Below are 22,192 nucleotides of genomic sequence, written 5' to 3'. Positions count from 1 at the left end.
TTATCCCGCTTTAATGGGCTGTAAGACCCCCCACTGATTAAAGTTTCACTTTATATAATATGAAATCCGATTAATAAAATAACGATGAACGTGATAGCAAATACACCCCACCATAACGTATGAGTTTGTCCTCTTCTTTTTCTTGCTACGAGAATTTCCATCGACATAATAAGGATAAGAGCGAATACTGCTTTTATCATAGAAATGACAGGGAAGTTTTTAATAACTACCATTCCGATTCCTGAACCTAACATAAGAACATAAAATGCACGTTGCCCCCACAGTGTAAATTCTTGTTTGTTAAGCATGTAACTCATAATAAATAAGATGATAAGAATTGCCCATGATCCCGCGTGAATTTGATAAAAAGTATTAAGCATTACAGTTCACTCCCGTATGTATGTTGTTTTTTTGAAAATAAGATTACGAATCCGATAGAAAGTATCGTTATCATACCGCCTATTATGAAAGATATTGCCCCTTGTGATGTAAATATCATTGTGAAAAATACTGGTCCGATAATTCTTCCTAAACTGTCAAATGAATAATTTAAGCCTGAAATGGTACCGTGATCGCTTTTTATTTGTTTTGTTAGAAAGGATAAGGTACATGTTCGTACGAGTGCGTTTCCAGCTGTGAAGATGGATAAACAAATACCAGCCCATAGTAAGTTCGTAATGAATGGGATTAAAAATAAGCCTGTTGCAGAAATGATTTGTCCGATTATAATGTAGCGTTTTTCATCTCCGTTACGAATGTAGCGTATGAGTCCACCTTGTATAAATGCATCTACTAGGCCGCTTGCTAAAAAGATTATGCCGATTTGTAATGGTGTAATGCCGATTGCTTGTTTACCAAATAGTTGATAAGTGCCTTCTAATCCAGCTAATGCCATAGAAATTGTGAAGGTAATGAAAAATAATCCAATTGATGCAGCTGGTAAATGAATGAATTTTTTAAATGGATTTTCAGCATGTTTTTCTTCTGCATTGTTTAAACTCTCTTTAAAAGTAAAACATGTATAGAGAAATAAAATGAGAAGAAGATTGCTAGCAATTTGGAACGGAACCGCATTTCCAAAATGGCTTAGCATACCGCCAATTGCTGGCCCGACAATAAAGCCCATGCCAATGCAAGCACCCATCAGTCCTATATAACGATTACGCTCATTTTCATTGGTCATATCGACAATGGAAGCTGTTGCAGCGGTGTATAATGCCCCTGCAAATAATCCGTTTAGGCTTCTTGTGATGTATAAGCCAGTTACATTATCAATCAGTAAACCTGTTAAGAAAAAACTAATGGAATATCCGAGTATACCAATTAGTAGTACAGGACGCCGACCAGCTCGATCAGCAATCTTTCCCCAAAGTGGAGCTGTTAAGAATGAAGCAAGCGAATAAGAAGATAACAGCATCCCTAAATGATGTGACGGCACATGTAAATTTGTAATGATTTCTGGTAGAACAGGGATAATCATGCCGAATCCTAAAAAGATAAAAAATTGAACGGTCATTAACGGAAGTATATTCCTTTTCATCATATCCTCCTTTCCTTTTATTATTTAAATGACATATGACCAAATAGTCATATGGTTATAATAATGGTTTATTAAAAGGAGTACAATCGATATAATAAAATTGAAACAAATTATTCATAATTTCAAAGTCCGGTTAGGAGAATTAAGAATGTCTATTCGTTATGCATTACTTGGACTACTTTCAAAAAAAGAACAAACTGGTTATGACTTGTATCATACGTTTCAAGAACAACTCATTTATTTTTGGAATTCAAGTCATTCACAAGTGTATAAAGAATTATCAAAAATGGAGCAGGATAACCTGGTTACGTTCGAATATATTTATCAAGAAGGAAGTCCAAATAAAAAAATATATTCTTTGACGAAAGAGGGGGAAAAGGCTCTTGTTGAATGGATTATTTATTCGAAAACGAAGCCCCAACGTATAAAGGATGAGTTTTTATTAAAAGCCTCAAGTTTTAATGTTATTTCAGTAGGTGAAGCTATTTCACTATTACAGAAGATAATTGATAGAGAAGCGCATGTAATACGGGAAACTCAAAAATGGAAAGATTATAGTTTTCCGGATCAGTCGTCTATTCGTAAACAGGTAATCGGAGAGTATATTACTGTTGAATATGGAATAAGGTATTCAAAAATGTACATCGACTGGTGTGAATGGGCAATTGAAGTGTTAGAAACATTACGAGAAGAAGAGTAAGAGAAGGTAGTGCAGACAAAGGTTTGCACTACTTTTTTATCCCGCTTTAATGGGCAGTAAGACCCCCACCTCAAAATGCAGCGAAAGCAAAGAAGTTAGGTGGGGATCGGGCTGATTAAATCTTGACCTTTAAGTTACTTGAAAGTTTACAATGTAAATAGGGCGTTTGAAATTGAAAAAAATTGAGAAATTAAGTGAAGAGGTTTCTTTTACTTGGAGGTTATAGAAATGAGTCAGGAATTGAAATTGCGTCCATTAGAGCGAGAAGATTTAAAGTTTGTACACGAACTGAATAATAATGCACATATTATGTCGTATTGGTTTGAAGAGCCGTATGAGGCATTTGTAGAGCTGCAAGACTTATACGATAAACATATACATGATCAAAGCGAACGCCGATTTATCGTTGAAAAGGACAATGAAATGGTTGGATTAGTTGAGTTAGTAGAAATCGATTATATTCACCGTAGAACGGAATTCCAAATTATTATTGATCCGAACTATCAAGGATATGGTTATGCAGCGGAAGCGACGCGTTTAGCGATGGATTACGCTTTTTCTGTATTAAATATGCATAAACTCTATTTAGTTGTTGATAAAGAGAATAAAAAAGCTGTACATGTTTATAAAAAGGTTGGATTTATGGTGGAAGGTGAACTGCTAGACGAGTTTTTCGTGGATGGTAACTATCATAATGCAATAAGGATGTGTATGTTCCAAAAGGCATACTTTGGAACGAAATAACCGATTGAAAAAGCTATAGATAATATTGTGTCTATAGCTTTTTTTGTAATGTAAACAGAAATTATTTATCGAAAAACAATAAATAATTATTGACTTGTGATACTGTCGGGCTTATTATGATGGTAATAAGATCAATGAAAATTAAAGGAGAGTACAAGATGAAAAACAAATATGTAGTAGCTATTTCTTTCATGATTTTAGCGATTATTACTTTAGCTATACATGCTTCAAACAGTAAAGTAGGAGCGAATGGATTCCTTGAAGAACCTTTCTTTTTCCTAGTACCAATAAGTTATGTATTGTTCTTTAGCGGTATTGGTGTATTATTATTTGGATTTATTACTTCAAAGCTGAAAAAGGGCAATAGATAGGGACAAAACACTCACTATGAGATAGAAACATACCATATGGAAGAAAAAGAATAAGTGAGATGAATCATGATGAACCATCATTTTTATAATGGAAGACAAGTAGGAGCAGCTATTACTTTAGCTGGCGCACAGGGAACCATTCATGCTGTGAATCAAGTGATTCAAATGCAGCAACAAGCATATTTGGCACAAATGATGCAAGGACAGTATATGCCATACTCACAACTTCCAATGCAAAGTGTGCATTATGATGTGCATCCAGCGGGGGTGTTTTCCATTCCATATGGCGGGACTTACTTCTTATAAAAAGAAAGCGACTGATAAGAGTCGCTTTCTTTTTATATTCTGCCTAGATGCATTCCGAGGAATGCAAAGAGGATACCAATGATATAAGTAGCACTTAAATATAGAAATAGTATGCTAAGGTTTTTACGATTGAAGAGCTGAATGGACTCTAGCTTAAATGTTGAAAATGTCGTGAAGGCACCCATAAATCCAGTGCCTAACAATAATTGCGAACCTGTAGTGACTCCGTTGCCAATTATATATCCGAGTAAAAACGCTCCTGTTATATTAATGAGAAATGTAGCGATTGGAAAGGGAGTTTTATTTCTTTTTTTAAACCAATTGCTAATTGCAAATCGTGTAATGGCACCGAAAAATCCTCCTGTTGCTACTAATAAAGCTTCTATCATAAATGATCACCTTCCGTAAGATGTTTCTTAATTAAGAAATCACCTAATGTATAGCCAAGTCCAGACATAATGAGGCCACCAAGTATGCTGCATGATACATATAAGAAGGCTATGCTCCACTCGGAATGATTGATCAATTGAATAGTCTCTACACTAAATGTTGAAAATGTCGTAAAGGAACCGATGAATCCAGTCCCGATGCCTGTGATAATTTCTGCAGGCAAGATGTTTCGCTGAGCGATATACGTAGTCAGCCATGCTAATAAGAAGCAGCCAACTAAGTTAATGAGTAATGTAGCTAGTGGAAATGTATGATGCCAAAATTCCTGAATCGTAAGACCTAAATAATAACGAGAAAGGGCCCCTAATATGCCAGCAATGCCAACGATAATATAAATCAATTTTCTCACCTCTTTAAATAGCTTGCTCAAAAAAATAGACTCCTACCAGTAGTGATACTGGTAGGAGTCATTAGCTAAGCAGCGTTTATGGCGAACTCCATCGCCTATAATTATTACATATAGTGTACTAAACATTGCGCTTGATTTCCAGTGAAGGAGTTAGGGGATTTTGTATTTTTGATAATGTAAGAGCAAGAGTTGTTGTTTATAAACTAAATATAGTGATATAAGGTTTTTGATATGATAAAATATTTGTTATGTCTGTCATTCAGTTTTAATTAACTGAAAATAAAGATAATTAAGTTATGTGTTTTAGAAAAGGGGCGTTTATTTGAAGAAGTTATTAAAAATAGTACTTATATGTATTTTAGTAGGGGTAGGAGTTGTAGGTGGTTTTTTAGGGTATATGACACTTACTAAAGAACAGCCTGCTGATGTTGTAAGTTTGAAGGTGGAAAATAATAAAGAGCGCGTATTAGCGACAGGAAATGAATTTAAAGTTACAACATTTAATATTGGATATGCCGGATTAGATAAGGACCAAGACTTCTTTATGGATGGAGGAAAGGGGTCTGGTTCAAGTAGTAAAGAGCAAACGGAAGTTAACTTAAAGAATATGCTTTCGTTTTTACAAAATGAGAATAGTGATTTTGCGTTATTACAAGAAGTCGATATAAAATCAATGCGATCTTTTGATGTAAATGGGCATGAATTTTTGAAAAATGGATTACCTAATTATGCTTCATCGTTCGGAAAGAACTATGATACAAAATGGGTCCCTGTCCCAATTACAAGTCCAATGGGATATGCGGAGGCTGGATTAAGTACATTTTCTAAATATAAAGTTCAAACAGCAGAGAGGTTCCAGCTTCCTGGAATGGAGCCTTGGCCGAAGCGTTTGTTTGATTTAGATCGAGCGATTGTTGAGCATAAAATTCCTGTTAGTAATGGGAAGTTTGTTAGACTCGTAAATTTACATTTGTCTGCGTACGATGAAGGCGGGAAAATTAGAAAACAGCAAGTAGAGTTTTTAAAAGAATATATGAACAAGCATTATAAAAATGGTGATTACGTAATAATGGGCGGAGATTGGAATCAATTACTTTCTAACGTTCAATTAAGTGATCCGAAGTTTGTGAAAGAGCGTCCTGAATGGTTGGTAGAGTTACCGAAGGACTTTACTGATGGTGGCTTTAAGTGGGCTGTAGACTCATCTGTTATGACGGTGAGAGACGATGTGAAGAAGTATGTAGAAGGCGAAAACTTCGTCACGATTATTGATGGCTTTATCGTTTCACCGAATGTTGAGATTGTAAATGTGCAAGGAAAAGATTTAAAGTTTGAAAATAGTGATCATAACCCAGTGAGTGCGGTATTTAAGCTGAAGTAATTAAGTGCAGAAGGTGGGACTATATATGGAATGGTTAAAGAAAACTTGTTTTTCTAACCTTGAGAAAGAATCACAGAAAAATCATTTATTGCTGTTTATTACAATTTGTAGTTTCTTCCTTGGAATCATCGCGATTGGGTATTACGGATATATTTTTACAGAGAGAGCAATCGCATTTTGGGTTTGTGGTATTTCTGTCGTTGTATTTGGAACGCTTCTTACTTTTATAGAAAGCATGGAAGCGATGTATAAATATATCATGACGTTTATGTTACTTACGATGTCTTTCATTATGGTACAAGCTTTTAATGAAAGCCCAGCTGTATTTCAAATGGTCTATTTTACACTAGCCGTTTCACTTATTTATTTAAGTGAACGTCTCGTTGTAATTCTCGGCGGAGTGGCAGTTGTAATCACATTTATTCTTTGTAGTTATTGGCCAGAGCAATTTTTTGCTTATACAGCAGCATCTGAAGCTGCAAACTTCGCAAGCTTGTTAGCGATCGTGACAATCGCTATGTGGGGCGTCACGAAAATTGGTTCTAACTTACTGGCTCGTTTAAGTGATGAGAAGCAAGAAGTAATGAGAAAAGCTCAGGAGTTAGAAGAAACGCAAAGGCTTATTGAGGAAACGGTTGTGAAACTAGATCGTAATTTCAATTATTTAAGACAAAATATGAATACATCGATGGAGTCAATGAGTGAAATCAATTTTGCTTTTGAAGAGGTAGCAGTTGGCACGCAATCACAATCAGAGATGATCCATCGTTCGGTAGAAGTATTGAACGATATGGAGGGAAATATTGAACAAATCATTTCTCAAGTAAGAAATGCATCGATTCGTGTTGATGAAAGCTTAGAAATTTCAAAAGGTAGTGTACATACTCTACGAAGTTTTGAAGCGAATATGAGAAGTTTAAATGATGTTGTTTCACAATCAGGAATTATATTTAGAGATTTAATGATGCAATCGAAACAAATTAATGAAATTGTAGATGTAATAACGAATATTTCAAGTCAGACGAGTTTGCTAGCTTTAAATGCAAATATTGAAGCTGCAAGAGCAGGTGAGCATGGAAAAGGATTTGCTATTGTAGCGAATGAAGTATTAAAGCTTGCTGAGGAATCGAATCGTTCTGCGGGAAGAATTCAAGGGATTTTGAAGGATTTTAGTAATCAAGCAAGTAAGGTAGAAGTGCAAGTAGAGAAATCAGAAAGAGTACAAGAAGAATGTAATGAAATGCTAGTAAGTGTTTTAACAAATGTAACGGATTTAGGGAAATTTATTGATGAAATTAATGATGTAATGAGAGAAATCGTTGGTCATCAAGAAAGTTTCCAAGTTAAAACGACGAATATCGTAAAGGATGTTACACATGGTTCCAATGTAATCCAGCAAACTTCTGCAGCTACAGAAGAAGTGTTAGCAAGTGTGGAAGAAGAAAAACATCGAAATGATACATCTGTGAAGACATTACATACTGTTAGCGAGCAAGTGAAATTGTTAGAAAATATTTTAGAAAAGTAATATCACTTAAAAAGGGCACAACGTTTGTGCCCTTTTTTCATTTAAACGAAGACTTGCTCGGATTTTAATTGCTTTTCTGCTCGTTTTCTGCCAAGCTTAAGAAGATGAAATTCAGCTAATAGCGGAATTAAAATACTTCAAAGAAAGAATTAAATAGGTGACGTATATGATCGAAGTTAAGACTTCTGAACTTAGTGATGGAGAATTTAATAGAGGTGTATTTGCAACTCGTGATATTAAAAAAGGTGAGTTGATACACGCAGCGCCAGTTATCTCTTACCCGAATGAACAGCATGAACACATTGAGAAAACATTACTTGCTGACTACGCATTTGAGTATGGGATTAATCATACGGCAATCCTTTTAGGATACGGCATGTTATTCAATCATTCATATACACCGAATGCGACGTATGATATTGTCTTTGAGAATCATACATTTAACTTCTATGCTTATAAAGATATAAAAGCAGGAGAAGAAATCTTAATCAATTATAATGGTGAAGTGGATAACGATGAACTGTTATGGTTTGATAAAGAAAAAGAAGAGAACGAAAAGTAATTTAAAATAAGTAATGAAAAAGATGTTTTTACATAGGTAAAAGCATCTTTTTTATTGATGAAAATAAAGCAAAAATTACAAAAAAATACCACTTTATTTTCGTGTGGTATAGTAAGATACTGAAGGGTAGTGTTTTGAAAAAGTAATATATTTTACAAATTGTTGTCTTTCTGATGACATGTCAAGTTTAGTAGCCTATTTGGGTTGCTTTATTATGCAATATATATTTTAATATGAGTGGCACCTCTTATAAATTAAGAGGTTAATAGGTGTCTCGAATTGATTTTGGGTACACTGTATCCACCACTTTAGGTTCATTTCATGTATGTGGGGATATTATGGGCCCGTATAACGGGATAAAAAGAATATAGAAATAGAGGAATCGTAAAATGAATATGCAAGAGGTTTATGAATATTTAAGTACGGTATTGCCTGAAGGTCATGTGAAACAAGATGAAATGTTAAAGAATCATACGCATATTAAAGTTGGCGGAAAAGCAGATGTTTTTGTTGCGCCGACAAATTATGACGAAATTCAAGAAGTTATTAAATATGCGAACAAATATAATATTCCAGTTACGTTTTTAGGAAATGGATCGAATGTTATTATTAAAGATGGTGGAATTCGCGGGATTACAGTAAGTTTAATTCATATTACAGGTGTTACTGTAACAGGAACGACGATTGTAGCACAGTGCGGTGCAGCAATTATTGACGTATCACGTATTGCGTTAGACCATAACTTAACGGGTCTTGAATTTGCTTGTGGTATTCCAGGTTCAGTTGGCGGAGCATTATATATGAATGCAGGTGCATACGGCGGTGAGATTTCGTTTGTATTAACAGAAGCTGTCGTAATGACAGGTGATGGAGAGCTACGTACTTTGACGAAAGAAGCATTTGAATTTGGATATCGTAAGAGTGTATTTGCGAACAACCATTACATTATTCTTGAAGCGAGATTTGAACTTGAAGAAGGTGTACATGAAGAAATTAAAGCAAAAATGGATGATTTAACGTTTAAACGTGAGTCAAAACAGCCTCTAGAATATCCTTCATGCGGTAGCGTATTTAAACGCCCACCAAATAACTTTGCTGGTAAATTGATTCAAGAATCAGGACTACAAGGTAAGCGAATTGGTGGAGTGGAAGTTTCTCTAAAACACGCTGGATTTATGGTGAATGTTGATAACGGAACGGCACAAGATTATATTGATTTAATTCACTTTGTACAAAAAACAGTTGAAGAGAAATTTGGCGTGAAGTTAGAGCGTGAAGTAAGGATTATTGGAGAAGATAAAGAATAACATATACGTATGAAACTGCGAATTATTTTAAAATAACATTTGGGTATTGTTGACAATTTGTTTACAATTCAATATAATGGCTAATAATTTAACAAATAACATACGTTGAAAGAGCCCAGTAGCAGTTTGTCACTGTTAACGAGAGAGCTAGGGGATGCTGGAACCTAGCACAAACAAACTTGTGAATTACACTCTGGAGTATCTTAGGTAATGCTAAGCGGATTGGCAATCGATACTATTGCTGAGAGTGGTATGAGTAGCTATGCTATTTATACAAACTGGGTGGTAACACGGTGAATCATCGTCCCTATGTCATAGACATAGGGATTTTTTGTTTTTAAAAAATAAAGGGGATGACAAAAAATGAACATTATTGATGAATTAGAATGGCGCGGCGCCATTAATCAACAGACTGACGAAGAAGGTTTACGTAAGCTAGTAGAAGAGAAAAAGATTTCGCTATACTGCGGAGTTGATCCGACTGGTGATAGTATGCATATCGGACATTTGATTCCGTTTATGATGATGAAAAGATTTCAGTTAGCTGGCCATCATCCGGTTATTTTAATTGGCGGAGCAACAGGAACAATTGGTGATCCAAGTGGACGTCAATCAGAACGCCAACTTCAAACGCTAGAAGTAGTTCAACATAATGTGGATGCGTTAACAGCACAAATGAAAAAGCTATTTGATTTTGGCGGAAATAGCGAAGTAAAGATGGTAAATAACTACGATTGGACACATGAAATAAATATTATTGAGTTTTTACGTGATTACGGGAAAAACTTTAGCATTAATAGTATGTTAGCAAAAGATATCGTAGCAAGTCGTTTAGATACAGGAATTTCTTTCACAGAATTTACGTACCAAATCCTGCAAGCGATGGACTTCCATCATTTATACACGAAAGAAGATGTTCAACTGCAAATTGGCGGTAGTGACCAATGGGGAAATATTACGAGTGGTTTAGATTTAATTCGTAAGTTAGAAGGGCACGAAGCGAAAGTATTCGGATTGACGATTCCGTTACTATTGAAATCTGATGGTACGAAGTTTGGTAAATCAGCAGGTGGTGCCGTTTGGCTTGATCCTGAAAAAACAACACCATTTGAATTTTACCAGTTCTGGGTGAATACAGATGACCGTGATGTCGTTAAATACTTGAAATACTTTACGTTCTTAACGAAAGAGCGCATCGATGAGTTGGCAGTGAAGGTAGAGACAGAGCCTCATAAACGTGAAGCGCAAAAAGTATTAGCGGAAGAAATGACGAAATTCGTTCATGGAGAAGAAGCGTTGCTACAAGCTGTGAAAATTACAGAAGCGTTATTTAGCGGAGATATTAAATCGTTAACAGCCGATGAAATTGAACAAGGCTTTAAAGAAATGCCAACATTTCAGTCTTCAAAAGAGACGAAAAATATCGTAGAATGGCTCGTTGATTTAGGAATCGAACCATCTAGACGACAAGCACGCGAAGATATTAATAATGGAGCTATTTCTATGAATGGCGAAAAAGTAACGGATGTAGGTACGGATGTTACGGTAGAAAATTCATTTGATGGACGATTTATTATTATTCGTAAAGGGAAGAAGAACTACAGCCTTGTGAAGTTAGGATAGTAAACAAGACGGAAAAATTATATCGGCGATTTTTCGAATATATCGACCGTAACTCGAATTATATCGGCGATTTTTAAAATATATCGACCGTAACTCGAATTATATCAGCGATTTTCTCGATATATCGATTTACCGACAAAAGGTGACAATAAAAGCTGTTCCAAAACGGGACAGCTTTTATTGTGAAAAAGTCAGTATATTTAGATAAATTTAAAGGGTATATCATTTTTTTGACGAATAAATAAGTTAGAGAAAATTACGGATAAAGTGAAACTTTAATCAGTGGGGGTCTTACTGCCCATTAAAGCGGGATAAAAATAGCCCGAACCATGCAGGGCATGATTCGGGCTTATATTCAGATTAGTAAGCTAAGCTGAATAGACCTTTAATGTGTGATAAGTAACGAACGTTACTTGCTTCTTTCATTAATGATGCTGGTAAGCCTTTAAGTGGAGTATTGCTTGCTCCGATTGTAGCAACAGCATCTTTACGTCCTAGACTAGCAAGTGTTCCAGAGTTTACAGGTGCGAACTCTTCGAATGCTTTGCCTTCTAGTGCTGCGTATAAGTTGTATCCAATTAACTCACCCATTTGCCAAGCGATTTGTGCAGTTGGTGGGTATGGACGTCCGTCTGGAGCGAAGACAACAGCGCTGTCTCCAGCAACGAATACGTTTTTGTGAGAAGTAGATTGTAGGTATGCATCAACTGTTGCACGACCACGGTTTACTTCAAGACCTGATTCACCGATTAGTGGGTTACCTTGAACGCCACCTGTCCAAACGAATGTGTTAGCAACAAGTTTTTGACCGTCTTTTAAGTCAATTTCATTGCCAGCAACGTTTGTTACAGGAAGACCAGTTAAGAATGTAACGCCGCGTGCTTCTAGGCTAGTAGTTGCACGTTCGATTAAGTGGTCTGGTAATACTGGAAGGATTTTTGGACCTGCTTCAACAAGAAGAAGTTTAACTTCTTTTGGATTTACGCCGTGGCTTTTTGCAAGTTTAGGCATAATGTCAGCAAGCTCACCAACTAGCTCAACGCCAGTTAATCCGCCACCACCGATTACGATTGTAGCATCAGCTTCGTTTTTCGTTTTCGCGTATTCACGAATACGGTCTTCAACGTGTTTGTAGATTTTGTTTGCATCAGCAGCAGATTTTAATACCATGCTGTTTTCTTCTAGTCCTGGAATACCGAAGTAAGCAGTTTTACTTCCTAAAGCAACTACAAGTGCATCGTAAGATAAAGTAGTGCCGCCAGCTAATTTGATTTCTTTGCTATCAACTGAGAATGACTCAACTGTTGCGATTTTAAGATCGATATCTTTACCTTTGAAAAGCTTTGTAAGTGGCATTGCAACTGCTTGCTCAGACACGTTACCAGCTGCAAGGCGGTGTAGTTCAGTGATGATTTGGTGTGTTGGGTATTGGTTAATCACTGTAACTTGTGCTTCTGATTTGCTGTAATATTTACGTACGTTTAAAGCGGCAAGAAGACCGCCATAACCAGCGCCTAAGATGACAATTTGTTTTGACATAGTATGATATCCCCCGTCTTTACTAATTGTTGTTATAAGTTAACTTATTTATTGTTACGTTCTGCACTAATTTGAAGATATGCGTTCACAAAGCGGAACATTTTTTGTGCTTGTGGATCTTTTAGTAATTTTAAAAGACCGAATAGGCCGATAACTTCGTTGCTTTCGTCAGCACGGTCTTTCGCTTCGATTGCAGTTGCAGCCATGCTTTTCACTGTATCTTTTACAGGTTCTACAAGCTCTGTGATTGCACCAACAGTGTCGCTTTTTAATACTTCATCAGTAGCAACAGTTTGAGCGAAGTCATAAGACTTAGTTAAAATGTTAACAAGCTCAGTTAATTTTGGAAGCTGTTCTACTAGTGTTGTTAATGATTCTTGTACCTCAGGTTTTAACAACTGATCAAGTACATCAAGTTGTCCTTGGCTAGCAGAAATTTGTACAGTTTCTTGTTCTGGCTTTGTTTGAGTCATAGTTTCTGGCATCTCCAATTCTCCTTTACGATAGCAATACTCTTATTTTTGATAAGTAAGATAGTAAACGGTTACGAAACTTTATACAAAGTTTCACAAAACACAATAAAATGCCTTTAAATTTATGACAGCAAGTAAGCTGCAAACATAAATCTAAAACCATAACGTCTTACTTATTATTTATGAACTGTCCGATATATGGCTTGTCCGCATAATGGAAAAGCTCCGTTACCGGAAAGTGTATATAATATATATCCTATATTATATACTATATACACCTATGTTAACATAAAAATGATTCCTAATTATTTGATATTGAGTGTATAACGTAGTACTGACAAGGTATGGAAGCGTATAAAATATTTTGTTCCAGTTAGAAATGTACATATATATAAACAAAAAAAGGAAAAAACGAACAAATTCACGTTCGTTTTTTCCTTTTTCCTTTTATTCACTTTCTGCAATTAGCATCGATGTCTTACCTTCTTTTTCAAGATGGCATTCGCCCCAAGTACAAAGGGAATCAAGAATGGATTCTAAAGACCAACCGTAGTCTGTAAGGGAATATTCTACTTTCGGTGGTACTTGATTGTATACCTTTCTTTGAATAACGCCGTCGTCTTCTAGTTCGCGTAATTGCTGCGTTAACATTTTTTGTGTAATACCAGGCATAAGACGTTTTAATTCACTCGTTCTCTTTGTACCTTTCGTTAAGTGACAAAGAATAACGACTTTCCATTTTCCGCCGATAACTTCTAAAGTCGCTTCAACGGGAATGTTATATTTCTTCATATAAAAATCTCCTTTGATGAATCTAGATTGCATTTCTCCAACAAAAGAAGCTAAATCATTTAAATGTTACTAAAAAGTACCTATAGCACTTTAAAGTACGTACTTTTTATCATGTTGAATATGTTCCATAATAGCATACGTAAGAGGGAAATGAGTAGTACGGTACTAAAAAGTGCCTATGTTACTTTTTGGTACCTATCGTACTTTTAAGTGCGTTCTTCAAAAAAAGAGCGAAGCCATTCATAATAGCATATATGAGCAATAAAGTTATTTTTGTAGAAGAAAAAAGGCCTTTATTCACACTATTATGATTGGATTTCTCGTATTAAGGAGGGGTTCAATTGAATTCATATACAGTATCTTCTTCGGCTATGCAGACGAATCGAAGAAGTATGTTTGCTTTATTAGCACTAGCAATTAGTGCGTTTGGAATTGGTACAACCGAATTTATTAGTGTCGGTTTATTACCATCTATTTCAGAGGATTTACATGTTTCTGTTACAACAGCGGGTTTAACCGTTTCTTTATATGCGTTAGGAGTAGCGTTCGGTGCCCCGGTATTAACGTCAGTAACAGCTAGTATGTCGCGAAAGACATTATTAATGTGGATTATGATTATTTTCATTATTGGTAATGGAATTGCGGCAGTGGCAACAAGCTTTACTGTGTTACTTATCGCAAGGGTTGTATCTGCGTTTGCACACGGCGTTTTTATGTCGATAGGATCGACAATTGCGGCTGCGCTTGTACCTGAGAATAAACGTGCGAGTGCAATTGCATTTATGTTTACTGGTTTAACGGTTGCGACCATTACAGGTGTGCCAATTGGAACATTTATCGGTCAGCAATTTGGATGGAGAGCATCGTTTATGGTAATTGTGGCAATTGGAATCGTTGCCTTAATCGCCAACAGTATGCTCATTCCTTCTAATTTAAAAAAAGGTACGTCTGTATCATTTCGCGATCAGTTTAAGCTGATTACAAATGGAAGACTATTACTTGTATTTATCATTACTGCATTAGGGTACGGGGGAACATTCGTAACATTTACGTATTTATCTCCCCTATTACAAGAAGTGACAGGATTTAAAGCAAGTACCGTTACAATTATTTTGTTAGTGTACGGAATTGCAATTGCGATTGGGAATATGGTCGGCGGAAAATTATCAAATCATAATCCGATTCGAGCGTTATTTTACATGTTCTTTATTCAAGCAATTGTATTATTTGTTTTAACATTTACAGCGCCGTTTCAAGTCGCTGGATTCATCACAATTATTTTTATGGGACTATTCGCATTTATGAATGTTCCAGGACTACAAGTATACGTTGTTATATTGGCTGAACGATTTGTACCTAGCGCTGTTGATGTGGCATCCGCGATTAACATTGCGGCATTTAACGCTGGAATCGCTCTTGGTGCTTATTTAGGTGGTATTGTAACGAACTCGTTAGGATTAATTCATACAGCTTGGGTAGGCGGTGTGATGGTAGTAGGTGCTGTTATTTTAACGGCGTGGAGTATGACTTTAGAAAAAAGAGATCAAGTGAAATAGAAGGAGAGAAAATATAATGAAAAATTTACAAAGTACAACAACATTGCATAACGGTGTAGAAATGCCTTGGTTCGGTTTAGGCGTATTTAAAGTAGAAGATGGGCCAGAACTTGTAGAAGCTGTAAAATCAGCGATTAAAGCAGGATATCGCAGCATCGATACAGCTGCAATTTACGGAAATGAAAAAGCTGTAGGTGAAGGAATTCGTGCAGGTATAAAAGAAGCAGGCATTTCTCGTGAAGATTTATTCATTACTTCAAAAGTGTGGAATTCGGATCAAGGATATGAAACGACACTTGCTGCATATGAAGAAAGCTTAAAAAAATTAGAGCTAGATTATTTAGATTTATATCTTGTTCATTGGCCTGTAGAAGGGAAATATAAAGATACGTGGAGAGCGTTAGAAACACTTTATAAAGAAGAGCGCGTACGTGCAATTGGCGTAAGTAACCTCCAAATCCATCACTTACAAGATGTAATGAAAGATGCAGAAATTAAACCAATGATTAACCAAGTGGAATACCACCCTCGTTTAACACAAAAAGAACTACAAGCTTTCTGTAAAGAACAAGGTATTCAAATGGAAGCATGGTCACCATTAATGCAAGGGCAATTATTAGATAATGAAACATTACAAGCAATTGCGGAGAAACACGGTAAAACGACAGCTCAAGTGATTTTACGTTGGGATCTTCAAAATGGAGTAATTACAATTCCAAAATCAACGAAAGAACACCGTATTATTGCAAACGCTGATGTGTTTAACTTTGAATTAACGAAAGAGGACATGGAAAAAATCGATGCGTTAAACCAAAATCACCGTGTTGGTCCAGATCCTGATAACTTTGATTTCTAAGATGAAGGTGAGAAAAAAGAGTGTGTAAAAGCACTCTTTTTTTGTGCATAAAAATAGTTTCTAAATAAATACTACTTAGTATTAAGTTTGTTATTAAGGGGCTGTAAACATGAATATAAAGCAATCGTTCAAAATTTTAGCTATGTTTTTAAGTGTTTTATTTGTGTTATTCCCACTTCAAAAGGCATTCGCAGAAGTTATGGACCATACAAAGTATCAAATGGATTGGAGCTATAGTAAGTCCAAGAAGAAACCAATCCGCACAGAGCTTATTAAAACGGCAGATGGGAAAATTGCTTTTTGCTTAAATGTAGATTTGAAATCTCCAAGCGGTCAAGATTTACCGGAAATGGGGAAAGTGGATATTAATGTGTACCGTGTACTATTGAATGGATATCCACAAAAGAGCCCGCAAGAATTGGGTGTTTCTGATTGGAGAGAGGCACATTACGCAACGCAGCTTGCAGTGTGGAATGCATTAAAACAAATCGATATTAATGATTTAGACTTCCGTAATAAAAATGTAGAAAAGTTAACGAAAGATATCGTTGCTAAGGCAAATGCTAGTGAAGAATTACAAGAAATTACGATGAGTGTCGTACCATCAGAGGAACAACAAGCGGTATTGAAAAATGATTTTTTTGAAACAGGCTTATATACAGTAGAAACAAATGCAAAAAGTGGAACGTATAAAGTGCAAGCTACAGGTGCACCAGCGGGCGTGAAGTTTGTAAATGAAAAAGGCGAAGCAAAAACGGAATTTAATGTAGGAGAAAAGTTCCGCATTTTAATTCCTAAACAAACACCAGCTGGTGGATTTAGCTTTAAAGTAATCGGGAAATTAACGAAGTTACAAGGAATTTCTTATAAAGGGACACCGACGATTCAAAATGCAGTCGTATTACTTGAGCGAAGTGAGGAAAAAACAAGTCCGGAGTTATCGGTGAGCTGGAAAAAAACACATAGCCATGATCATAATAATAAACCATATACTCCAAACGAACCGCATAAACCGAATCAATATAAAAGGTAAGGATGAAAGCATTGGTATTAACCAATGCTTTTTATATATGAAATATAAAATTATATTAAAATAACTATTAACTAAACAAAGCACTGTTTTTATGTTATAAAAGCTATTTGAAAATAACGAAATATAATAAAATCCAAACGTTAAGATTAACAGATTAAATTCACAAAATTGTAACATTATTCTAATTGAAAAGGCTATCAAACAAAGTGTAAAGCGTGTAAAATTCAGTTGGAAAAACTACCTATAGATGGTCATATATGAAGAAAATGTAAGACTTTATTGTTATTTATAACTTTACATGTATAGATGACAATACTAAATGATATCTTTTACTATTCTCTTTTTATGTACGAAGAGAACTCATCACAAATAGAGAGAAGTGAGGAGGACATATTACATAAAAATTTTACAATTTAAGAAAGCGAATACATGGAGGGAAATGCGGTAGTAATAGATACAGGTGCGCAAGGTGTTCGTTTATTTATTACATGTTTTTATAAAAATAATAGGATTTTTCATTAAACAAATATATAGGATGGTTTTTCTAAATAAAGGAACAGGGGACACAGATTATGTCGAAGAAGAAAAAGAGTAGGGTATTAGTAGCTGGAATATGTATTTCTACATTATTATCACCAGTAGCTTTTGAAGCATCAAAAGGATATGCGGCACCTTTGGAAGAGGTTAAAGGTGGAAAGTTGGAAGAGAGCAAAGAGAGTCGTTTGGAGCAGAGGACGTTTTATGTGCCTGGAAAAGGTGATGTCACTGAGGAACGAGATCGTTTAAAGGTGGACTGGGAACTAGCGGCAAATGAACCAACTGGGATTTATGCAAAGCCAAATGAAGAAATGAAAATTAAAATAAAAGGTGATAAGTCTATTAAAGCTTTTATAGGAACACATGCGTATGATGAAGAAGACCCTAAGGAATTTGATTTAACACCTGGTGAAAATGTAATATCATCTCCAGTGGGCGGGATACTGTATTTCTATAACCCGAACAATCAAGGTGATATCACAGCTGAAGTTACTAATGGTGGAAGTCATTTTCCATTATTCATATTAGGAAAGCATACGAAAAAAGATTGGGATGAAATGTTGAAAAAGTATGAGAATCCATATGCAGTGGAATTAAGAGGAGAAAGAAGCCTAATCACATCAAGCTATGATGCTGTACAAGATTATATGAAAAATACAGATCCAACAGAATTATTGAAGCTGCATGATCAAATCATTCGCATAGAAAATAAGATTTCGGGATTATCTGAAGAGAGTGTAGGAGTGGCGAAAGCGCCAAAACACTATGTTCAATTTGTTGAAAATAGATATCCAGAAGAGGGCGATTGGATGAATGCATACTATTACCGCACTTCTTATGTTAAGAATGCGATGAAGTATGTATTAGACAGTAAAGAGTTAAAAACTGATGGATGGGGGCCTTGGCATGAAGTTGGGCATTTACATCAGCAGGCACCTTGGGAGTGGGAAGACCTGGGAGAGGTAACCGTTAATATTTACTCTTTAGCAGTTCAAACTAAGTTTGGTCATCAAACGAGGCTGGAAGAAGAGGAGCGCTACAAGGCAGCTTTTGCTTATTTAGGTCAAACAGATGCACAAGAGAAGATGGATGAATTCGAGAAATTAGTTATGTTTTGGCAATTGCACTTAGCATATGGAGATCAATTTTATCCGAAACTACATCAGATGTATCGTATGTTACAAAATACAGAAATGCCTAAATCTGATGAAGAGAAAAAGCAGTTGTTTATTTACATGACATCAAAGCTGGCTGGTCAAAATTTAACTCCTTTCTTTGAAAAATGGGGATTAACTCCAAAGGATGATACTAGAGACAAGATAGAGAAATTAAATTTACCGAAATTAGAAAAAGAAATATGGTTATCTACAGACAGCAATCCAATTCGTGAAAAACAAACTGGATTATATGAGGTTCCATACGGTGAGCCGAATGATACAAAAATCCAAAATGTAGAAATTGGTACTACATATGATGAGAAAAAGGCAAAAGAACTCGTACAGAATTTAGGGAAGGGTGTCAAAACAACGGGCGTAATTATGCAAGATAAGCCCGAAGTTGGAGAAAAAACTGTAAAAGTAGAGATTATGGATGAAAAAGGGAATAAGAATTTCATTCCTGTTGTAGTGAATATTGGTTATGGTGATAGTTTAGTATTTAAAGGGCTTAATTATGATACTAATATTAAATCCATCGTAACACTGCAACATGATCAGAAAAAGTTTAGTGCGATGGCCGATTCAAATCCAGTACACTATTATTTTAAAGAAGACACGTATTTTGAATTCTCATTACTAGGCCAAAATGGAAATGAGAAAAAGAAAGCAACAGTAAAAGGTGTTGAAAATGCGGAAGAATTCGCGAAATCAATTAATGGGTTAGAGTTCGAGTATGGTGATGTAGTGAAAGTGTATCACGCTGAATCAGATCGCTTTAATTGGTATCAAAATAATGACTTTATCGGTCAAGGTAAGGCAAAGGTAGAGAAAGAATTATTATTTAAAGTAACAGAAAAGGGCTTTGAGCGAATGGGGGCCCAGCAAGAAGTAAAGGCGTTGCCACAAAAAGTAGTAATCGGAACAAACAGTGAAACATTAGACGCAAAAAACTTTGTTCAAGTGAAAGATGGAGAAGTAATTGGATTTGTAGAAAAACCAAATACAACAAAAATCGGTGAACAAAAAGTAAAAGTAGAAACGAAAGATCGTTTTGGAAATAAGAAAGTGACAGAAGTACCATTAGAAGTGACGTATGGAGATAGTATCGCATATGTGGGATATAACAATGACATTGCTTCAATCGTAACTTTAAAGCATGATGATAAGAAATTCCATGCGACTGATATGGATAGTCAAATCCATAAATATTTTAATAAAGAGCTATACATGGGAATGACGTTATACGATGGAGAAGGAAAAGAGAAAAAACATGTAACAGCAGAAGGGCAAGAAACTTCAAAGGACTTTGCGAAGCAAGTGAATGGTATGCAGTTCGAGTATGGAGATGTAGTGAAAGTATTTCATGCGGAACCAGATCGTTTGAAATGGTATCAAAATAACAATCTTATTGGTCAAGGTGAAAAACAAGGAACGAAAGAACTATTCTTCAAAGTGACAGAAAAAGGTTTTGAGAGAATGGACATGCTACAAGAAGTAACAGCAAAGCCACAAACAGTAGTAGTCGGAACAGAAATTGAAAAGCTAGATGCGAAAAACTTTGTTGGAGTAAAAGGCGGAGAAGTAGTTGGATTTGCGGAGAAACCAAATACAATGAAAATCGGTAAACAAACAGTAAAAGTAGAAACGAAAGATCGTTTCGGAAATAAGCAAATAACAGAAGTGCCAGTAGAAGTGATTTACGGAGATAGCATTATGTTCTTCGGGACATGGCACGACGGAACGAATATTAAATCGATTGTTACATTAAATCATGAAGAAAAGAAATTCAGTACAACAGATTCAGAAGGTCCAATGCATACTTCATTTAAAGATGAAAAGTATATGGCGATGGCTGTATATGATAAAGATGGGCAAGAGAAAAAAGAAGTAACAGTAAAAGCATCTGAAAATACAAAAGAATTTGCAGCGCAATTCAATGGTATGGCTTTTGAATATGGTGATATAGTAAAAATTTATCAAAAAGAATTTGATCGTTTTAAAGTGTATAAAAAGAATGAATTCATTGATGCGAAGTATGGTGTTAACGAAGTGTTCTTTAAAGTGACAACGCAAGGTTTTGAACAAATGGGAGCGCAGCAAGAAGTAAAAGCATTGCCTCAAAAAGTAGTAATTGGAACAAACAGTGAAATATTAGATGCAAAAAACTTTGTTGAAGTGAAAGATGGAGAAGTAATTGGATTTGTAGAGAAACCAAATACAACAAAAATCGGTGCACAAAAAGTAAAAGTAGAGACAAAGGATCGTTTTGGAAATAGGCAAGTGACCGAAGTTCCTGTAGAAGTTACATATGGAGATAGTATAGTATATCAAGGAGTGTCCAATGTAACGCGTTCGATTGTTACACTAAATCATGATGAAAAGAAATTACATGCAACATTTACAAATGATACGATTCATTATCGTTTTGTAAATGAACAATATATAGGTCTTACGATTTACGATGGAAATGGAAACGAGAAAAAACATGTAACAGCAGAAGGGCAAGAAACTTCAAAGAATTTTGCAGAACAAGTAAACGGTACACCATTCCAGTATGGAGATACGATAAAAGTGTATCATGCAGAATCTGATCGTTTAAGTTGGTATAAAACTGGTGAGTTACTTGGAAAAGGGGACGCGAAGAAATTTAAAGAGATTTCCTTTAAGATTACTCCAAATGGTTTAGAACAAGTGAGATAATAAAAAAGCTCGTAAAACATTATGTTTTACGAGCTTTTCTTTATTATTCAGCCTCAGAAACAACTGTGAAGCGTTCGTTTACGTGTTTTGGATTTTCGATTTCATCAAGTGCTGCGACTGCGAAGTCTTCGTAACTTACGTAGCTATCACCTTTTGCGTTAACAAGAAGGTTGTCTTTACCAGCTGTATAAGAGCCTGTGCGTTTTCCTAATGCAAATAGTGCAGAAGGGCTGATGAATGTCCAAGTGATGTCATTTGTTTGTTGTAAAATTTCTAAGTTTTTACCTTGGTTTTGAGCAGTTGCAAGGTATTCTTTCGGGAAACCTGGTGTATCAAATACACGTGTTGTTTTCTCTTCGTCTACAAATAAGCTTCCAGCGCCGCCAACTACAAGTAATTTTGTGTTAGGTGCACCTTTCATAGCTTCAATTAGTACATTTCCTGCATCTACGTGAAGGTGTTCTTCGCCTGCTGGAGCACCGAATGCATTTACAACTACATCGAATGCTTGTAGGTCGTTAGATGTAAGAGAGAATACATCTTTCTCTAAAACTTTTACATTTTCTTCTGTAATTTTTGCAGCGTTTCTTACGATTGCAGTTACTTCATGTCCGCGATCTAATGCTTCTTTTAAAATGCGATTTCCTGCTTTACCAGTTGCTCCGATAATTCCGATTTTCATAATAAA

21 protein-coding genes, 1 riboswitch and 1 other annotated feature are annotated in these 22,192 nt (G+C 35.6%); of the genes, 13 read left to right on the top strand and 8 right to left on the bottom strand.

The genetic code is table 11. From position 1 onward, the window contains the following. Positions 1-50: 50 nt before the first annotated feature. Positions 51-380, bottom strand: coding sequence for a DUF1516 family protein (locus PDQ68_RS20065; protein WP_000935275.1), 330 nt, complete (start codon positions 378-380; stop codon positions 51-53). After that, positions 380-1,540, bottom strand: a complete 1,161-nt coding sequence (locus PDQ68_RS20060; RefSeq protein WP_061183368.1) for an MFS transporter — start codon at positions 1,538-1,540, stop codon at positions 380-382. Before PDQ68_RS20060 ends, PDQ68_RS20065 begins: the two co-directional genes overlap by 1 nt. A 148-nt stretch (positions 1,541-1,688) precedes the next feature. Here PDQ68_RS20060 and PDQ68_RS20055 point away from each other — a divergent pair, with 148 nt between their 5' ends. The 4 genes from PDQ68_RS20055 to PDQ68_RS20040 all read left to right on the top strand — a co-directional run bounded on the left by PDQ68_RS20055 (position 1,689) and on the right by PDQ68_RS20040 (position 3,661). Continuing rightward, entirely contained in the window at positions 1,689-2,240 is a 552-nt protein-coding gene (locus tag PDQ68_RS20055; protein ID WP_061183367.1) for a PadR family transcriptional regulator, read from the top strand. 228 nt (positions 2,241-2,468) lie between these two features. Further along, positions 2,469-2,984 (top strand): spermidine N1-acetyltransferase, encoded by a 516-nt coding sequence (gene speG, locus PDQ68_RS20050; protein WP_061183366.1) that lies wholly within the window; start codon positions 2,469-2,471, stop codon positions 2,982-2,984. Between the two features lie 134 nt (positions 2,985-3,118). Further along, on the top strand, positions 3,119-3,355 hold the full coding sequence (locus PDQ68_RS20045; RefSeq protein WP_113712794.1) for a DUF3955 domain-containing protein: 237 nt from the start codon (positions 3,119-3,121) through the stop codon (positions 3,353-3,355). A 66-nt stretch (positions 3,356-3,421) separates the two neighbouring features. After that, a complete protein-coding gene (locus PDQ68_RS20040) occupies positions 3,422-3,661 on the top strand; it encodes a DUF3947 family protein (protein WP_061183365.1) in 240 nt (79 codons plus the stop codon). Positions 3,662-3,693: 32 nt separating this feature from the next. On the opposite strand, the gene crcB (PDQ68_RS20035) is transcribed toward PDQ68_RS20040, so the two are convergent. Beyond that, the gene (gene crcB / locus PDQ68_RS20035) at positions 3,694-4,050 is read right to left on the bottom strand and encodes a fluoride efflux transporter CrcB (protein ID WP_016718877.1); all 357 of its coding nucleotides are present in this window, start codon (positions 4,048-4,050) and stop codon (positions 3,694-3,696) included. Beyond that, entirely contained in the window at positions 4,047-4,451 is a 405-nt protein-coding gene (gene crcB / locus PDQ68_RS20030; protein WP_016718876.1) for a fluoride efflux transporter CrcB, read from the bottom strand. The genes crcB (PDQ68_RS20035) and crcB (PDQ68_RS20030) overlap by 4 nt, the downstream gene beginning before the upstream one ends. A 54-nt stretch (positions 4,452-4,505) precedes the next feature. Then, positions 4,506-4,565, bottom strand: a riboswitch (Fluoride riboswitch). Positions 4,566-4,782: 217 nt separating this feature from the next. Between crcB (PDQ68_RS20030) and PDQ68_RS20025 the strand changes: the two genes are divergently transcribed. The 5 genes from PDQ68_RS20025 (at position 4,783) to tyrS (ending at position 10,861) form a co-directional block, all read left to right on the top strand. After that, positions 4,783-5,841: an endonuclease/exonuclease/phosphatase family protein gene (locus PDQ68_RS20025; RefSeq protein WP_061183364.1), complete on the top strand. Its 1,059-nt coding sequence runs from the start codon at positions 4,783-4,785 to the stop codon at positions 5,839-5,841. Positions 5,842-5,866: 25 nt separating this feature from the next. Then, positions 5,867-7,369, top strand: a complete 1,503-nt coding sequence (locus tag PDQ68_RS20020) for a DUF4077 domain-containing protein (protein WP_061183363.1) — start codon at positions 5,867-5,869, stop codon at positions 7,367-7,369. A 166-nt stretch (positions 7,370-7,535) separates the two neighbouring features. Next, positions 7,536-7,931, top strand: coding sequence for an SET domain-containing protein (locus tag PDQ68_RS20015; RefSeq protein ID WP_000573649.1), 396 nt, complete (start codon positions 7,536-7,538; stop codon positions 7,929-7,931). Positions 7,932-8,320: 389 nt separating this feature from the next. Next, positions 8,321-9,238, top strand: a complete 918-nt coding sequence (gene murB / locus PDQ68_RS20010; RefSeq protein WP_061183362.1) for a UDP-N-acetylmuramate dehydrogenase — start codon at positions 8,321-8,323, stop codon at positions 9,236-9,238. Between the two features lie 96 nt (positions 9,239-9,334). Beyond that, positions 9,335-9,550 (top strand) — a binding site (T-box leader). Between the two features lie 51 nt (positions 9,551-9,601). Continuing rightward, positions 9,602-10,861: a tyrosine--tRNA ligase gene (gene tyrS / locus PDQ68_RS20005; RefSeq protein WP_001021077.1), complete on the top strand. Its 1,260-nt coding sequence runs from the start codon at positions 9,602-9,604 to the stop codon at positions 10,859-10,861. A gap of 360 nt (positions 10,862-11,221) precedes the next feature. Here tyrS and PDQ68_RS20000 read toward each other — a convergent pair whose 3' ends face one another. From PDQ68_RS20000 to PDQ68_RS19990, 3 genes are all read right to left on the bottom strand, one after another. Next, a complete protein-coding gene (locus PDQ68_RS20000; RefSeq protein WP_000043204.1) occupies positions 11,222-12,400 on the bottom strand; it encodes an NAD(P)/FAD-dependent oxidoreductase in 1,179 nt (392 codons plus the stop codon). Between the two features lie 44 nt (positions 12,401-12,444). After that, positions 12,445-12,885: a DUF1641 domain-containing protein gene (locus tag PDQ68_RS19995; RefSeq protein ID WP_001115309.1), complete on the bottom strand. Its 441-nt coding sequence runs from the start codon at positions 12,883-12,885 to the stop codon at positions 12,445-12,447. A 435-nt stretch (positions 12,886-13,320) separates the two neighbouring features. Beyond that, a complete protein-coding gene (locus PDQ68_RS19990) occupies positions 13,321-13,665 on the bottom strand; it encodes a winged helix-turn-helix transcriptional regulator (protein WP_000760472.1) in 345 nt (114 codons plus the stop codon). Positions 13,666-14,036: 371 nt separating this feature from the next. On the opposite strand from PDQ68_RS19990, the gene PDQ68_RS19985 reads away from it, so the two are divergent. The 4 genes from PDQ68_RS19985 to PDQ68_RS19970 all read left to right on the top strand — a co-directional run bounded on the left by PDQ68_RS19985 (position 14,037) and on the right by PDQ68_RS19970 (position 21,504). Continuing rightward, the gene (locus tag PDQ68_RS19985; RefSeq protein WP_161945776.1) at positions 14,037-15,221 is read left to right on the top strand and encodes an MFS transporter; all 1,185 of its coding nucleotides are present in this window, start codon (positions 14,037-14,039) and stop codon (positions 15,219-15,221) included. Positions 15,222-15,237: 16 nt separating this feature from the next. Continuing rightward, positions 15,238-16,077 (top strand): aldo/keto reductase, encoded by an 840-nt coding sequence (locus PDQ68_RS19980; RefSeq protein WP_016718873.1) that lies wholly within the window; start codon positions 15,238-15,240, stop codon positions 16,075-16,077. A 109-nt stretch (positions 16,078-16,186) separates the two neighbouring features. Beyond that, on the top strand, positions 16,187-17,110 hold the full coding sequence (locus tag PDQ68_RS19975; RefSeq protein WP_016718872.1) for a thioester domain-containing protein: 924 nt from the start codon (positions 16,187-16,189) through the stop codon (positions 17,108-17,110). A 572-nt stretch (positions 17,111-17,682) separates the two neighbouring features. After that, the gene (locus PDQ68_RS19970; protein WP_016718870.1) at positions 17,683-21,504 is read left to right on the top strand and encodes a putative mucin/carbohydrate-binding domain-containing protein; all 3,822 of its coding nucleotides are present in this window, start codon (positions 17,683-17,685) and stop codon (positions 21,502-21,504) included. 43 nt (positions 21,505-21,547) lie between these two features. Here PDQ68_RS19970 and PDQ68_RS19965 read toward each other — a convergent pair whose 3' ends face one another. Further along, complete coding sequence (locus PDQ68_RS19965) at positions 21,548-22,186, bottom strand: NAD(P)-dependent oxidoreductase (protein ID WP_270786920.1); 639 nt, start codon at positions 22,184-22,186, stop codon at positions 21,548-21,550. Between the last annotated feature and the right edge of the window lie 6 nt (positions 22,187-22,192).

It is taken from the genome of Bacillus cereus group sp. Bc010, from assembly GCF_027716745.1.
GTDB lineage: Bacteria > Bacillota > Bacilli > Bacillales > Bacillaceae_G > Bacillus_A > Bacillus_A pacificus.
The sequence above is the reverse complement of the archived record's forward strand: the minus strand, read 5'-3'. Positions and strand labels throughout refer to the sequence as shown.

Bases quoted from the DNA above. Each gene is read 5' to 3' on its own strand.
- PDQ68_RS19970 (WP_016718870.1), top strand. From the start codon at position 17,683: ATGTCGAAGAAGAAAAAGAGTAGGGTATTAGTAGCTGGAATATGTATT.
- PDQ68_RS19975 (WP_016718872.1), top strand. From the start codon at position 16,187: ATGAATATAAAGCAATCGTTCAAAATTTTAGCTATGTTTTTAAGTGTT.
- PDQ68_RS20040 (WP_061183365.1), top strand. From the start codon at position 3,422: ATGATGAACCATCATTTTTATAATGGAAGACAAGTAGGAGCAGCTATT.
- PDQ68_RS20020 (WP_061183363.1), top strand. From the start codon at position 5,867: ATGGAATGGTTAAAGAAAACTTGTTTTTCTAACCTTGAGAAAGAATCA.
- PDQ68_RS20000 (WP_000043204.1), bottom strand. From the start codon at position 12,400: ATGTCAAAACAAATTGTCATCTTAGGCGCTGGTTATGGCGGTCTTCTT.
- PDQ68_RS19985 (WP_161945776.1), top strand. From the start codon at position 14,037: ATGCAGACGAATCGAAGAAGTATGTTTGCTTTATTAGCACTAGCAATT.
- PDQ68_RS20060 (WP_061183368.1), bottom strand. From the start codon at position 1,540: ATGAAAAGGAATATACTTCCGTTAATGACCGTTCAATTTTTTATCTTT.
- crcB (WP_016718877.1), bottom strand. From the start codon at position 4,050: ATGATAGAAGCTTTATTAGTAGCAACAGGAGGATTTTTCGGTGCCATT.
- PDQ68_RS19980 (WP_016718873.1), top strand. From the start codon at position 15,238: ATGAAAAATTTACAAAGTACAACAACATTGCATAACGGTGTAGAAATG.
- PDQ68_RS20015 (WP_000573649.1), top strand. From the start codon at position 7,536: ATGATCGAAGTTAAGACTTCTGAACTTAGTGATGGAGAATTTAATAGA.
- murB (WP_061183362.1), top strand. From the start codon at position 8,321: ATGAATATGCAAGAGGTTTATGAATATTTAAGTACGGTATTGCCTGAA.
- PDQ68_RS19995 (WP_001115309.1), bottom strand. From the start codon at position 12,885: ATGCCAGAAACTATGACTCAAACAAAGCCAGAACAAGAAACTGTACAA.
- speG (WP_061183366.1), top strand. From the start codon at position 2,469: ATGAGTCAGGAATTGAAATTGCGTCCATTAGAGCGAGAAGATTTAAAG.
- PDQ68_RS20055 (WP_061183367.1), top strand. From the start codon at position 1,689: ATGTCTATTCGTTATGCATTACTTGGACTACTTTCAAAAAAAGAACAA.
- PDQ68_RS20065 (WP_000935275.1), bottom strand. From the start codon at position 380: ATGCTTAATACTTTTTATCAAATTCACGCGGGATCATGGGCAATTCTT.
- PDQ68_RS20045 (WP_113712794.1), top strand. From the start codon at position 3,119: ATGAAAATTAAAGGAGAGTACAAGATGAAAAACAAATATGTAGTAGCT.
- PDQ68_RS19965 (WP_270786920.1), bottom strand. From the start codon at position 22,186: ATGAAAATCGGAATTATCGGAGCAACTGGTAAAGCAGGAAATCGCATT.
- tyrS (WP_001021077.1), top strand. From the start codon at position 9,602: ATGAACATTATTGATGAATTAGAATGGCGCGGCGCCATTAATCAACAG.
- PDQ68_RS19990 (WP_000760472.1), bottom strand. From the start codon at position 13,665: ATGAAGAAATATAACATTCCCGTTGAAGCGACTTTAGAAGTTATCGGC.